The organism is Sinorhizobium sp. FG01, from assembly GCF_002531875.1.
In the GTDB taxonomy this organism is placed as follows: Bacteria; Pseudomonadota; Alphaproteobacteria; order Rhizobiales; family Rhizobiaceae; genus Sinorhizobium; species Sinorhizobium fredii_C.
The window spans coordinates 412,695-426,206 of record NZ_NWTB01000005.1; the positions used below are offsets into that span (position 1 = coordinate 412,695).

Consider the following 13,512-nt stretch of genomic DNA (forward strand, 5'->3'; position numbering starts at 1 on the left):
TCCCTTTTTTGGTTGTTGAGCATTGCTGAATTCAATGAATCGAACTGATGAACTTCTTCAGCCTTTCGGATTTCGGCGCGCCGAAGATCGCCTCGGGCGGCCCCTGTTCCTCGATGATGCCGTTGTGCAGGAAGACGATATGGTTGGCGACGTCGCGGGCGAACTTCATCTCGTGTGTGACGAGGATCATCGTCCGCTTCTCGCGCGCAAGATCGCCGATCACGGAGAGGACTTCGCCGACGAGCTCCGGGTCGAGCGCCGAAGTCGGTTCGTCGAACAGCATGACCAGCGGCTGGATCGCCAAGGCGCGGGCGATCGCGGCGCGCTGCTGCTGGCCGCCGGAGAGAAAGGCCGGGTAGGCGTCGCGCTTCTCGTATAGTCCGACGCGGTTGAGCAACCTCTCCGCCGTCTCCACTGCCTCGGCTTTGGATTTGCCGAGCACGTGGACCGGAGCTTCGATGACGTTTTCGAGGATCGTCATGTGCTGCCAGAGATTGAAGCTCTGGAAGACCATGCCGAGCTGGGTGCGGATGCGCTGCACCTGCTTGCGGTCGGCGGGAACCAATCCGCCTTTGCCGTCCGGTTTCAGGCGGATTTCTTCGCCATGGACGGAGACCCGTCCGGCCGAGGGCAATTCCAGCATATTGATGCAGCGCAGAAAGGTTGATTTCCCGGAGCCGCTGCCGCCGATAATGGCGATCACGTCGCCTTGCCGGGCGTCGAGCGACACACCCTTCAGCACTTCCAATGGCCCGAAACGCTTGTGGAGGTCGGTGACCTCGATTGCCTGGGCCGCATCCGTCATCGACAGACGTCTCCGGTCCATCGCAGAGCTTCTCGTGAAGGCATGAAAACAGTTCCCCTGGTCGACTTTTCGTGCAGCATCTTGGGCTTGTCACGCTGTTTCATGAGAGGCATCGTTGCACTTGTGCCGCTATTATTCAAGTGTATAATAACGTCGCCGCTGAATTTTTGGCGCCTCATCTAAGAACGACACCCCCGCAGGAGCCGCGCAATGAGCCTAACCGTCTGGCAGACACCGACGATCGGGCAGAGCGGATGGGAGCGGCCATGAGCCGCCGCAGCTTTCACCGCGCTCCGGAAGGCGAGCGCCGCCAGGAACTGATCGAGGCGACGCTCGACTGCATAGCGGAATTCGGGCTCAAGGGCGCGACGGTCCGGCAGATCGCGGTCCGCGCCGGCGTGACCGCAGGTCTCGTCCGCCATTACTTCGACTCGAAGGATCAGATGGTGGCGGAGGCCTATCGCGCCGTCATTGCCTCGCTCACCGAAAAGGCGAAAAATGTCGAGGGCGACCCGACGACGCGGCTCAAGGACTTCATTGCCATCAACCTCACCGAACCGGTCGCCGACAGCCGCAGCGTCTCGCTCTGGGCCGCCTTCATCAGCCAGGTGCGCGTTGATCCGGTGCTCGCCGAAATCCATCGCGAGGGATATCTCGCCTTTCGCAACGCGCTCCAGGCTCTGTTGAGCGATTTCCTCGCGGCGAAAGGCAGGCCGGCGGGCCCGGAGGAATGCCGCCGCTACGCGATTGCGGTCAACGGCCTCGTCGACGGGCTGTGGGTGGAAGGCTGTCTTGCCGGTGATCTTTTCCGCGACGGCGAGCTGGTCGGCATCGCCATGGCCTCGGTCGAGGCGCTGCTCGGCCTGCCGGTAGAACAATAACAGACGGGAGAAATCACCATGCGTTACGCGTCGATCACCTCGCGCCTGGCGGATCTTGGCTCCGGCAAATGGTCGCTGCACATCCGGGCGCGGCAGCTGAAGGCGAGCGGCGCTGATCTCATCGAGCTCACCATTGGCGAGCCCGACCTGCCGCCCGACCGTGCCCTGCTCGACGAGTGCCAGCGCGCCATGAATGCCGGGCGCTACCGCTATTCGAACGGCCGCGGCGAGCCCGCCATCGTCGCCGCGCTTGCAGAAAAATACCGTCGCCGCCGTGCCGATGTGACGGCGGTGAACATTCTCTGTTTTCCCGGCACGCAGACGGCGCTTTTCGCCGTCATGCTGGGCTTGGCCGAAGCCGGCGACGGCGTGCTCGTCGGCGATCCGCTCTACGCCACCTACGAAGGCGTCATCCGCGCGACCGGCGCTCATCCGGTCCTGGTGCCGCTGAAACCGGAACACGGCTTTCACATGCGGGCGGAAGATCTGGAACGGGCCGTCACGCCCGACTGCCGCGTCCTGCTTCTGAACACGCCGCACAACCCGACCGGTGCCGTTCTGACCGAAGCGGAAATCGCAGTGATCGGCGAGGTGGCGCGCCGCCACGATCTCTGGATCGTCTGCGACGAGGTCTATGAGGAACTGGTTTTCGATGCCGTCTTCGCATCGCCCTTCGACAATCCGGATCTGGCCGACCGCACCGTGGTCGTCTCGTCCATTTCGAAGTCGCATGCCGCTCCCGGCTTCCGCAGCGGCTGGGCCGTCGGGCCGGGGGAATTCACGGAACGCCTGCTGCCGGTTTCGGAAACGATGCTTTTCGGCCAGCAGCCCTTCATTGCCGACATGACCGCCTATGCGTTGACCCACGAGATCGACACGGCGCGCCAGATGCGCGAGGCTTACAGGCGGCGCGCCGGCCGGATAGCGCTGGCTCTCGCCCGGACGCCGGGCGTCTCGGTTCTGCCGCCGGAGGCCGGAATGTTCGCGCTGATCGACGTCGCCGGAACGGGTCTCTCGGGCGAAGCCTTCGCCTGGGCGCTGCTCGAGGAGGAAAGCGTGGCAGTGATGCCGGGCTCCTCCTTCGGTGAGCAGGCGCAGGATTTCGTCCGGGTGAGCCTGACCGTACCGGATGCGGGGCTCGACGAGGCGTGCCGGCGCATCGCCGCTCTTGCCGAACGCTGCACGGATCGAAGGGAGCGCCGCGCATGAGTGCCGAAATGAAAACCGTCGGCGAGGTGCTCGTCGATCTGCTCGAGGCGAATGGCGTCGAGGTCGTGTTCGGCATTCCCGGCGTTCACACGGTCGAACTCTATCGCGGCCTTTCGGCGTCGAAGATCCGCCATGTGACGCCGCGCCACGAGCAGGGTGCCGGCTTCATGGCCGACGGCTATGCACGCGTCAGCGGCAAGCCGGGCGTGGCGCTGGTCATCACCGGGCCGGGGCTTACCAACACGATCACGGCGATGGCGCAGGCGCGGCAGGATTCGATCCCGATGCTCGTCATTTCCGGCGTCAACCGGCGCGACTCGCTGGGGCATGGCCGCGGCCTGCTGCACGAATTGCCGGACCAGCAAGGCATGATGAAGACCCTGGCGCTCTATTCGCACACGCTCATCAATCCGGCCGACCTGCCGCTTGTCGTCGACCGTGCCTTTGCGGTGCTGCTTTCCGGCCGACCCGGGCCGGTGCATATCGAGATCCCGACCGATGTGATGGCCGAGCGGATCGAAAGCCGGGAGACAAAGCCGGCGGCGGCGACCCGCCCGCGCTCCGACAGCGAAACCCTGCAGAGGGCGGCGATCCTCTGTGCCGAAGCCGCGCGCCCCGTCATCCTCTGCGGCGGCGGCGCACTGACGGCGGAGGCGGAAGTGCGTGCGCTTGCCGAGCAGATCGGCGCGCCGGTGGTCACGACTGTGAACGCCCGCGGCATGCTGGCCGGTCATCCGCTGCGCGTGCCGGCAAGCCCGAGCCTCAAGTCCGTGCGCGCCTTGCTGCGCGAAGCCGACCTCGTGCTGGCGCTCGGCACCGAAATGGGCCAGACCGACTACGACCTCTATGCGGATGGCGGCTTTCCGGCGCTTCAGAACCTGATCCGCACCGATATCGACGCCGCGCAGCTGGCGCGGGGGCCGCAGGCGGCGCTGTCGATCCTTTCCGGCGCAAGGGCGGCAACGGCGGGTATTCTGGGCTTTCTACCCGGCCACACCGCCGCCAGGGATGGCGCGTCGCGGGCCGATGCGGCGCGCAAGGCGGCCCTGAAAGAACTGACGCCGAAGATGCGGGCCGAGGTCGGTATCATCGAGCTGATCTACAAGGCCCTTCCGGACGGCACGATCGTCGGCGATTCGACCCAAGCAGTCTATGCCGGCAACCTCTATTGCGACGCGCCGCGGCAGCGCGCCTGGTTCAATTCGGCGACCGGCTATGGCTCGCTCGGCTATGCCCCGCCGGCGGCAATCGGCGCGGCGGTTGCCGACCGCGCGAAGCCGGTCGTCTGCCTTGTCGGCGATGGAGGCTTCCAGTTCTCCTTGGCCGAGATCGGCTCGGCGGCCGATGCCGGAGCGAGAGTGATCTTCCTTGTCTGGAACAATGACGGCTATCGGGAGATCGAGTCCCACATGGTCGAGGCCGGAGTCACCCCACAAGGCGTGAAGCCGTCGGCGCCGGATTTCCTGCTGACCGCCAAGGCCTATGGCGTCCCGGCCGAGCGGCTGACGGATATCCAGCACTTGCCGCGCGCGCTGGCGGAGGCCGCTTCGCGGCCGGGTCCGTCGCTGATAGAGATCCATCAGGAGAAAACCGCCGGCGCTGGCGGCTGACCGGTGTCAGGCGAGCGCAGATTTGACTTTTGCGGCACGGGATGGTGTTAAGGGCGCCTGCTCGAATCCGGCCATGTTCTTCGACTAGCTTTGTGGGATCGGGCTGAATTTATCTCGCGGGCGCCAAGGTGCCGAGAGAAAGGGATCGCGTCCTCGATGGACCGCTTGGGTGGTGGCAGCAGAAACATGCAGGCCGGCCGGCTTCTTGCCGTGCTGTGGCTGTTCTGCGCTTCCTTTGCCATGCAGGTCATCGCCGTCGGGCAGGGCGTTTCCGGTCGTCTGGGCGCGCAGAGCGGCAGCGTGTCCGCGCCAGACAGCGGATCGCCCGATCGCCCCGCCGCCCGCCAGGTCTCCCGCGCCGTCGCCTTGCCGGAATTGCGCATCGTCGGCGAGCGGTCCGACGGCAAGCTAGCGCTCGGCGGCGATCCGGCCGCGGTCCTTGCGGCCGAAGCGGCGATCCTGCCGATCTATGAAGACATTCGGCTCCTCGTTTTCCCGCGCAAGGAAGGGGCGCCTGGCGCCTGGCATGAGAGCGAGCGCATCCGCGGACCGCCCTCGGCCTAGAATTGCGATTGAGAATTCGGCGGAGGTCCACTCCGGCTCGATGAAACCCAGCCCGATGAGTGCCGCAAGGCGCGTCCGGGCGTTTTTGGAATTTCCACATGCGTACATCCAGATGGGCGGTTCTCGCCTATGTCGCGATCATTATCTTCGGATGCCTCGCGGCGGTGCCGAGCGTTCTGACGCCGGCCATGCGGGAGCAATTCGCTTCCGTGCTTCCCTTCAAGCCGGTCACCCTCGGCCTCGACCTTCGGGGTGGTTCGCACCTCGTGCTCGAGGTCGACGGGGCGGGGCTGCAGAAGGCGCGCCTCAACTCGCTTCTCGACGACACCCGCCGCGTTTTGCGCGGCGAGCGCGTCTCCGCCTCTTCGGCGCGCATCAGCGGCAACAGTGTGACGGTGAACGTCGCGGATCCGGCTGACCGCGAAAAGGTGCTGCCGAAGCTGCAGGAACTCGCCGCACCCGTCGGCACCGTTGGCTTCGGTGGCTCCGCTGCCGAGCTCAACGTGACGACGAATGGCGACGGGATCACGCTCGCCATGACCGAAGCAGGCCTTGCCGACCGTATGACCAAAGCGGTCGAGCAGAGCCTTGAAATCATCCGCAACCGCGTCGACCAGGTCGGCGTCGCCGAGCCGCTGATCCAGCGCATCGGCTCGAACCGCATTCTCGTGCAGCTGCCGGGCCTCCAGGATCCGACTCGGCTGCGCGAACTGCTCGGCTCGACCGCGCAGATGAGCTTCCACATGCTCGACCAGACGGTCGACATCACGCAGCCGGCTCCGCGCGGCGTCGATATCCTGCCGGGCGCCGACGACGGCAACAAATATCCGGTCGAAAGCCGTATCGCCATTTCCGGCGAACGCCTCGAAGATGCGAAGGTCGGCTTCGACCAGCGCACCAACCAGCCGGTCGTGGATTTCGCCTTCGACTCGCTCGGCGCCCGCCAGTTCGCCGACATCACGCGCGAAAATGTCGGCCGTCCCTTTGCCATCGTCCTCGACGGCAAGGTCTTGACGGCGCCGGTCATCAACGAGCCGATCCTCGGCGGCCGCGGCCAGATCAGCGGCAACTTCACGGTGGAGGAGGCAACGGTCCTCTCGGCGCTGCTGCGCTCCGGTGCCCTGCCGGCGCCGCTCACCATAATCGAGGAGCGTTCGGTCGGGCCGAACCTCGGCAGCGATTCGATCCGCATGGGCCTCTATACGGGCCTTGCCGGTTTTGGTCTCGTCGTGACGCTGATGATCGTCCTTTACGGCGCCTGGGGCATGATCGCCAATGTCGGCCTGGTGCTCCACACCATCCTGACGATCGGCGTTCTCGGGCTGATCGGCTCGACGCTGACGCTCCCCGGCATCGCCGGTATCATTCTCGGCATCGGCATGGCCGTCGACGCCAACATCCTCATCAACGCCCGTATCCGAGAAGAGACGGAAGCGGGCGCCGGTGCGATGAAGGCACTCGACGTCGGCTTCAACAAGGCCTATGCGACGATCCTCGACTCCAACGTCACCACGCTTGCCGGCACGGTGCTCCTGTTCTGGCTCGGCAGCGGTCCGGTCCGCGGCTTCGCGGTCACCATGATGCTCGGCATCATCATCTCGATGTTCACCTCGGTTACCGTCGTGCGCCTGCTAATGCGTGAGGTCGTCGTGCGCCGCAAGATGAAGAAGCTGGAGATCCCGTCGCTCTTCGGACGCGTGCCGCATCTGCCGACCTTCTCGTTCATGAAGCGTCGCTACCAGGCGATCGGTTTCTCGGCCTTCCTGTCGATCAGCTCGGTCATCCTGTTCTTCACGCCGGGCCTCAACTACGGCATCGACTTCATCGGCGGCATCCAGGTCGAGGCGGTGTCGAAGGACAAGATCGACCTGCCGACGCTGCGGCACAGCCTCGAAGAGCTTAATCTCGGCGAGGTGGCGCTGCAGGACTTCGGCGGCGGCCAGTCGGTGCTCATCCGTGTCCAGCGTCAGCCCGGTGGCGAACAGGAGCAGACCGCAGCCTTGAGCAAGATCAAGGATGCGGTAACCAAAGCGATCCCGGACTCGACGATGGAGCGGACCGAGGTTGTCGGTCCGACGGTCAGCGGCGAGCTGGCGCGTTCGGGCTTTCTCGCCGTCGGCCTCGCCATGGTGGCGATTCTGCTCTACATCTGGTTCCGCTTCGAATGGCACTTCGCCGTCGGCGCGATCGCCGTGTTGCTGCTCGATATCACCAAGACCGTCGGCTTCTTCGCGCTGATGGGGATCGACTTCAACCTGACGGCGATCGCCGCCCTGCTGACGATGATCGGCTACTCGGTGAACGACAAGGTCGTGGTCTACGACCGCATGCGCGAGAACCTGCGCAAGTACAAGTCGATGCCGTTCTCCGATCTCATCGACATGAGCATCAACCAGGTGATCGCACGATGCATCTTCACCTCGATGGCGACGGCACTTTCGCTGGTGCCGATGGCGATCTGGGGCGGTGAGGCGGTGCGCAGCTTCGCTTGGCCGATGATCTTCGGCGTCATCGTCGCGACGACCTCGTCGATCTATATCGGCGGACCGATCCTGCTGTTCCTCAGCCGTTGGTGGAAGGATCGCGAGGCGAGCCGTTCCGGCGCGCAGCAGCCCGGCGCGCCGGCGGCCTGACGCCGCCGCGCCTGTCGCCTACAAGTCAGGGGCAGCCTCGAGGGGCTGCCCCTTTTTCGTCCGAAAGTGCTGTCTTTATCCGAATCGTCACTTGCAGGCCGACTCGGCGCTACCTAGATAGGAAGCGCTCCTGCAGGGGAGCAACGGGATTGTCTACGGGGCAGGCGGAAGCGAATGGGGAAGAATTATTTTTCGCCATATCGCTTTTGTAGTTGACCAAATTGGTAGATTATTCTAGTTTGCAGACCGTGACGCGGAAGGAGTCCGCCTCACATTGTTCATGAAACGCCGCGGCGCTCTGTGCCGCGCCTAGCCAAAGGAGAGTGACATGTCCAGAATCGTCTCGACCGCCGCCTTCTGCGGCTCTCGTTCCCTTTGTCGTGCAACAGTGAAAGGTCTCATTCGCACGCTTTGCCGAATGTGACCTGTCGAACCTGCCGAATTCACCTATTGCCGAGAATTGAAAATATCCGCGCCCGCTGCGTGGAGGAGCGTTATTCGCATGAACAAGCAAGTTATCGAATATGGCGGAGAAGCCGTTGGTGTCGTGGTCCCGGATCAGGACCGGTTCAAGTTCCTGGCGGTCAAGTATCATGTCTGGGATCTCGACGCGAAGCGCTTCGGCTCTGCCGACGAAGCGCGTGCGGCCATAGGGCACCTGCTGGCCGGCCGGACTGCGCCCAAACCGGAGATCGGCGCGGCGGCGTGATTCTGCGCCGCTGCGCAAGCCATGATCCAAGGCGGAGCGTAAGCAGTCTATTACGGGCGGGCACGCCAAAGCGCGTTTCCTGCCGCCGGACGCGCCTGTGGAAAATCCTGTCCGCCGAGGTGAGCGCTGCGAAAAGTGGCCGGTTTGGGCAATAGACGGCGGAGTGAGGCTTGGTTTGCGGAAGGAAAGGGCTTATCTGGCTCTATATTCCGAGCGAGGGCGCGAGAGGCGAACTCGCCGTTATGTCGTTTCTGGACCGGATTTGATTATGGGCTTGCGAAATGTGAAGGCCGAGGGGCATTCCCCTAGTGCCATTCTGGACTCGATCGGCCGGACGCTGACGACGGCGACGAACGGCATCAAGGCGCTCGCCGAGCACCTGGCGGCGGACGCAAACTTTGCGCAAAGCCTCGTCAGTGCCGTCGAGTTGATTGGTGACGGGCATGGCCGCGTCGTCGTTTCCGGCGTCGGCAAGAGCGGCCATATCGGCCGAAAGATCGCCGCCACCTTGGCCTCGACCGGCACCTCCGCCTATTTCGTCCACCCGACCGAGGCAAGCCACGGCGATCTCGGCATGGTCACCTCCGATGACGTGCTGATCCTGCTCTCCTGGTCGGGCGAGACGGCGGAACTCGCCAACATGCTCACCTATGCCAAGCGCTTCAAGGTGCCGATCGTGTCGATCTCGTCGAACCGCGACAGCATCCTGGCGCGCAATTCCGAGATTGCCCTGGTGCTTCCAAGAGTGCCGGAAGCCTGCCCGCACGGGCTGGCACCGACGACCTCGGCCATGCTGCAGCTCGCCGTCGGCGATGCGCTGGCGATTGCGCTCCTGGAGCGGCGCGGCTTTTCCGCCGAGGACTTCAAGACTTTCCATCCAGGCGGCAAGCTCGGCGCCCAGCTGCGGCTCGTGCACGAGCTTGCGCATCAAGCCGACCAGATGCCGCTGCTTGCCATCGGCCGGCCGATGAGCGAGGCGGTCATCGAAATGTCGGCGAAAGGCTTCGGCGTCGTCGGCATCGTCGACGGAGCAGGTGTGCTCGTTGGCGTCATCACCGACGGCGACCTGCGCCGGCACATGGCCGGCGACCTGCTCGGCCAGCCGGTCGAAGACGTCATGTCGCATCATCCGAAGGTGGTCCAGGCAGACCTGCTGGCGAGCGCCGCCATGGAATTCATGCAGGAGCACAAGGTGACGGTGCTGTTCCTCGTCGACGAGGCGGGGATGCCCGAAGGCATCCTGCATATTCACGACCTGTTGCGCGCCGGCGTCGCCTGATCTGAGGCGGCTGCCCTCTTTTCCGGTCTTTGCCGGGGCGGCGGATCGACGAAGGCGCCGGGTTGGTTGACGGTGTTGCGGTGCAGCCGCTCGGCGATGGCCTTGGCGCCGGCATCAGTCCCGGCGTCGGAGTAGAAGTTGCCGCGAACCTGGATCGAGGCCGCCATCAGCCGGAACATTGCCGTGCTCAGCTCCGAATCGGGCGGCCGCGGTGCTGTCCAGAACGAATCGAGCGTCTGCTGGTCCGTCAAACCCGCGATGTCGAACACGGCCCTGCCCAGGACTTTCACCGGCTTTCCCTGCTTCAAGGCGTGCAGCCCGGCGGTCGAGTTGACCGTCACCATGCCGGCGCTCTTTTCCGCCAGCAGATCCAGATTTCCGCCGTCGAGATAGATGACGCGCTCGGCCACCCCGAGGGCCGCCGCTTGATGGGCAATGATCCGGCGCCAGGGGATAAGGCTGTTGTCGAGCGGGTGCACCTTGACGGCGAGCTTGTTGGTCGCGGGCGCATGGCGTGCGAAGGAGGCTAAAATATCGGCAATCGCTTCTTTCTGGCTGTTGAAGGGAGAGTGCGCCCGCAATTGGAAATCGGTCTCGAGTTGCAGCGGGTAGACGAAATAAGGCGCGCATGCAGATGTGAGCGAGGCGACCAGCCCGTCTGCGGCTTGCTGGTGGCGCTTGCTTGCAGCCAGGCGTCTTACCCAGCCGGCGTATTCCGCCAGCGGATGAAAGATCGCGTGCCGGCGATAACCCGGAAAAAGAAACCAGAAGAAGACATTCGGTAGATTGTAGAGGAGGTCATAGGCCGCTTCGGCCAGGAAGGTCTGCGTGTGCCGCCGCCGCCAGTCCGGCTCCGGCAACCCAGCCGCCGCTTGCACGATCTGTTCCGGATCGACGGGGAAATGCGAATTGGACGACATGCCGCTTCGCTCGAGCGTCAGCCAGTCGGGCCTGAGATAGCCCATCTCGACGACGAAGACTTCGATCCCAACATGGCGCGCGGCAGCGATTGCGATTCTATGGTAGGGACGCTCCTCGCCGAGAAGGACGAGATCGCTGACGGATTGGCGACGGAGGAATGATTCCACATAGGCGCCCCAATCGGCGAGCGAGCCGCGATAGTTGTGCGCGCCGCCCCGCCGCCAGAAGATCTGGTCGCCCGCATTGAGATTGATGCGCAGGCATGTATGGCCGAAAGCCTCGAGCCGCGTCGCGATCTTGGCGAAGATCGGCGAAGACGGGCCCTGCAGGAACAGGAATGTCCGCCGTGGCTGCTGCTGGATCGTGGTGCCTGCCGTCATGCTATTGCAGCGCGTCCCTGTGCAGATTGGCGTGCTTGAGCAGGGCACGCAGAAGGTTCCACGGGTCCTCGTCCTGCGGCGCTTTGGGCCGGTGATTTGCCGGACGCGCCTTGGCAAGCGGCACGATGAAATAGTCCGTGCGCGGGTCGGGAAAGGGATCGGCGAAGGACTTAAGAAGCGGGGCGTGATCGCCGTAGAAGACGAGCCATACCGGGCGGTCCAGCCTGTCGAGACCGTCGACGAGCTTCCTCAGCGCAGCATCCGACTGCTCCAGGATCGCCAGGTAGATGTCGACCGGGTTCGTAAGCGTTCCGACGCGGCCGGGTTCCCAGGGCCCGTGATTGGCCATTGAGGCAACGAAGAAGAGCCCGCTTTCGTCGTCGGCGAGCTTCCGCGTCTCCTCCAGAACTCTCGCCGTCAGGGCGGCATCGGAAACATACAGTCCGTCTTGCGCGGCATCATGAGCGAAGGCGTCGAGCATGGTCAGCGTGTCGAAGCCAAGCACCGGCATCGCCTTGTGGCGCAGGAAGAAGGTCCGGTCATAGGGATGGATGAAATGCGTGCGCCAGCCGGCGCGCTTTAGCTTTCCCGGCCAGACGACGTCCGCATAATGGGCGGCGCGAAGATAGGGATAGCTCGCATCGACATGGATATCGTCCGGCACGAGGCCGCTCAACACCGCGAATTCGGTGCGCAGCGTATAGCCACCCTCGAAAACATTGCTCAACCGCCCCCACTGCACCGCCTGCTGGCGCAGCCTGTCGATCGCCGGCAGCTTGATCGTATCGACGCCGAAATGCCGCATGTCGATGAAGGATTCCGATTGCCAGACGACGATCAGCGGCGCCTCTTCATGGCCGATCAGTTCATGGACGGCGGCGCGAAGGCGTTCGGAAAGTTCTGCGACGATCTTCTCGCGCTTGACCCCAAGCCAGACGATGAAATGGAAGACCACCGAGCCGAAGGTGCCGAAGCGCACCGTGCTCATCTTGACGTTGACCTTCTTGCCCACCAGCCGCTGCACGAGAGCGGCCGTCGGACGGTTGACCGGGCCGTAGAACAGCAGAAGCCAGGGCCCGGCGGCGACCGCGATCAGCACTAGGACCCAGAACAGCTTGTCGCGCGCCGGCAGGATGCTCGGCTCGAGATACATATAGAGACCCGAGACGCCGAACACGTAGAGGAAGGCGACGATCCAGAACAGGATGTTCAGCGAGGTCGCATAGAAAATGCTCTTGTATTTGAACACGTCGGCGACGAGCGCGATGTCGGAGAAGACCAGCGGCTCGCGGATGAACTTGAACTTCGCCCGGGAGATGCCGGTGAAGATGATGAAGAAGCTCATTACGCCGGCAGCCGCGTAGAGCGGCCTCCAGGAGATCGCGAAGAAGCCGGCAAAGACGAGCGCGATCACTGGCAGTCTGGCCAGCGCATCGATGATATCCTGGTTGCGGCCATGCGGAGAGGCGTTCTTCCGACGCTCGCGTGCGGGCAAGGCGAAGCGGTCGGTGAAGAAGATCACCCCGCAGGACAGCAGGTAACAGCCGAGCGTCAACGCTGCGGGATAGTCGTGCAATTCAAAGGGAAGTAGCGCCAATCCGTTACCTTCGAGCCTTTCCGCACCTCGCCAGCAGGTCTCCGCCCGACACTTAAATGCTAACCACTGCAGGCACAAGCGCGGCAGAGATCTCCACGGTCACCGTCCACGGCAGCGCGCGATCGCCCGGTCGAACCACCAGTTGATCAGCGGCCGAACGGCGGGGCCGAAGCGCCCGAGGAGGAAAAGCGGGAGGCCGAAATAGATCTCGAACCGTCTTTTTTCGACGCCGTCGGCGATCTTCCTGGCAACGGCCTCGGCGCTCCAGGGGCGGACGACACCCATCACCACGCTTGCCTCCGGCGGGCGCTCCGCGATTTCCCGCTCGAATTGCGGCGTTTCCGTATCTGGCGGAAAGCCCACCGATATGTCGACGCCATGGCAGCGCGCTTCGCTGCGCAACGCCTCGGCAAAACCGCGCAGCGCGAATTTCGACGCGCAATAGGCTGTGTAGCCGTAGATGCCGATAAGTCCGGAACCCGAGGAAATCATCACGATGTGACCGCTGCCCCGCTGCGCCATGTCCGGATAGACGGCGCGTACCGCGTTGACGGTGCCGGAAAAATTCGTGTCCATCTGGCGGCGGAAGGCCTCGCTCGACGCTTCCAGAAACGGCGCCGGTTCGACAATGCCTGCGGAGGTCACGAGAATGTCGCAGGGGCCCAGCGCCTCGACGCAGCGGCCGATCGCCGAGTCGATTTCGGCCTCGTTCGCGACATCGGCGGTTTCGATGTGAATGTCGGCGGCCTTAGCGCCATGCTTGGCAACGAGCTTCTCAGCCGCGAGCTCCAGGAGATTGCGCGAGCGCGCAATGAGCGACAGCCGCGCGCCGCGGCTCGCATAAAGCGCCGCGAGTGCCAGGCCGATTCCGCTGGAGCCGCCGGTTATGATCACATGGGTCATGCAGCAACCTGCCTGGCGCCG

At 64.2% G+C, this 13,512-nt stretch carries 11 protein-coding genes; 7 read left to right on the forward strand and 4 right to left on the reverse strand.

Features of this window, described 5'->3' with window-relative positions:
• Positions 1-31: 31 nt before the first annotated feature.
• Positions 32-805 (reverse strand): ABC transporter ATP-binding protein, encoded by a 774-nt coding sequence (locus tag CO656_RS10120; RefSeq protein WP_097525676.1) that lies wholly within the window; start codon positions 803-805, stop codon positions 32-34.
• A 266-nt stretch (positions 806-1,071) separates the two neighbouring features.
• On the opposite strand from CO656_RS10120, the gene CO656_RS10125 reads away from it, so the two are divergent.
• The 7 genes from CO656_RS10125 to CO656_RS10155 all read left to right on the forward strand — a co-directional run bounded on the left by CO656_RS10125 (position 1,072) and on the right by CO656_RS10155 (position 9,690).
• Positions 1,072-1,686, forward strand: a complete 615-nt coding sequence (locus CO656_RS10125; RefSeq protein WP_097525677.1) for a TetR family transcriptional regulator C-terminal domain-containing protein — start codon at positions 1,072-1,074, stop codon at positions 1,684-1,686.
• A gap of 18 nt (positions 1,687-1,704) precedes the next feature.
• Positions 1,705-2,895 (forward strand): pyridoxal phosphate-dependent aminotransferase, encoded by a 1,191-nt coding sequence (locus CO656_RS10130; protein ID WP_097525627.1) that lies wholly within the window; start codon positions 1,705-1,707, stop codon positions 2,893-2,895.
• Positions 2,892-4,505, forward strand: a complete 1,614-nt coding sequence (locus tag CO656_RS10135) for a 5-guanidino-2-oxopentanoate decarboxylase (protein ID WP_097525628.1) — start codon at positions 2,892-2,894, stop codon at positions 4,503-4,505. The genes CO656_RS10130 and CO656_RS10135 overlap by 4 nt, the downstream gene beginning before the upstream one ends.
• A gap of 156 nt (positions 4,506-4,661) precedes the next feature.
• On the forward strand, positions 4,662-5,069 hold the full coding sequence (locus CO656_RS10140; RefSeq protein WP_097525629.1) for a hypothetical protein: 408 nt from the start codon (positions 4,662-4,664) through the stop codon (positions 5,067-5,069).
• 98 nt (positions 5,070-5,167) lie between these two features.
• Positions 5,168-7,702, forward strand: a complete 2,535-nt coding sequence (gene secD / locus CO656_RS10145) for a protein translocase subunit SecD (protein WP_097525630.1) — start codon at positions 5,168-5,170, stop codon at positions 7,700-7,702.
• A 502-nt stretch (positions 7,703-8,204) separates the two neighbouring features.
• Complete coding sequence (locus CO656_RS10150) at positions 8,205-8,411, forward strand: hypothetical protein (protein ID WP_037425948.1); 207 nt, start codon at positions 8,205-8,207, stop codon at positions 8,409-8,411.
• A gap of 268 nt (positions 8,412-8,679) precedes the next feature.
• Positions 8,680-9,690, forward strand: coding sequence for a KpsF/GutQ family sugar-phosphate isomerase (locus CO656_RS10155; protein ID WP_037425947.1), 1,011 nt, complete (start codon positions 8,680-8,682; stop codon positions 9,688-9,690).
• On the opposite strand, the gene CO656_RS10160 is transcribed toward CO656_RS10155, so the two are convergent.
• The 3 genes from CO656_RS10160 to CO656_RS10170 all read right to left on the reverse strand — a co-directional run bounded on the left by CO656_RS10160 (position 9,660) and on the right by CO656_RS10170 (position 13,491).
• Positions 9,660-10,991 (reverse strand): capsule biosynthesis protein, encoded by a 1,332-nt coding sequence (locus tag CO656_RS10160; RefSeq protein WP_037425946.1) that lies wholly within the window; start codon positions 10,989-10,991, stop codon positions 9,660-9,662. The two genes, CO656_RS10155 and CO656_RS10160, sit on opposite strands and share 31 nt — an antisense overlap.
• Position 10,992: 1 nt before the next feature.
• Positions 10,993-12,588 (reverse strand): LTA synthase family protein, encoded by a 1,596-nt coding sequence (locus tag CO656_RS10165; protein WP_097525631.1) that lies wholly within the window; start codon positions 12,586-12,588, stop codon positions 10,993-10,995.
• 99 nt (positions 12,589-12,687) lie between these two features.
• Positions 12,688-13,491 (reverse strand): SDR family oxidoreductase, encoded by an 804-nt coding sequence (locus CO656_RS10170; protein ID WP_097525632.1) that lies wholly within the window; start codon positions 13,489-13,491, stop codon positions 12,688-12,690.
• Positions 13,492-13,512: the final 21 nt, after the last annotated feature.

Excerpts from the sequence above, each read along its gene's own strand:
- CO656_RS10150 (WP_037425948.1), top strand. The coding sequence starts at position 8,205 with ATGAACAAGCAAGTTATCGAATATGGCGGAGAAGCCGTTGGTGTCGTG.
- CO656_RS10135 (WP_097525628.1), top strand. The coding sequence starts at position 2,892 with ATGAGTGCCGAAATGAAAACCGTCGGCGAGGTGCTCGTCGATCTGCTC.
- CO656_RS10160 (WP_037425946.1), bottom strand. The coding sequence starts at position 10,991 with ATGACGGCAGGCACCACGATCCAGCAGCAGCCACGGCGGACATTCCTG.
- CO656_RS10125 (WP_097525677.1), top strand. The coding sequence starts at position 1,072 with ATGAGCCGCCGCAGCTTTCACCGCGCTCCGGAAGGCGAGCGCCGCCAG.
- CO656_RS10120 (WP_097525676.1), bottom strand. The coding sequence starts at position 805 with ATGACGGATGCGGCCCAGGCAATCGAGGTCACCGACCTCCACAAGCGT.
- CO656_RS10170 (WP_097525632.1), bottom strand. The coding sequence starts at position 13,491 with ATGACCCATGTGATCATAACCGGCGGCTCCAGCGGAATCGGCCTGGCA.
- CO656_RS10155 (WP_037425947.1), top strand. The coding sequence starts at position 8,680 with ATGGGCTTGCGAAATGTGAAGGCCGAGGGGCATTCCCCTAGTGCCATT.
- CO656_RS10130 (WP_097525627.1), top strand. The coding sequence starts at position 1,705 with ATGCGTTACGCGTCGATCACCTCGCGCCTGGCGGATCTTGGCTCCGGC.
- CO656_RS10140 (WP_097525629.1), top strand. The coding sequence starts at position 4,662 with ATGGACCGCTTGGGTGGTGGCAGCAGAAACATGCAGGCCGGCCGGCTT.
- secD (WP_097525630.1), top strand. The coding sequence starts at position 5,168 with ATGCGTACATCCAGATGGGCGGTTCTCGCCTATGTCGCGATCATTATC.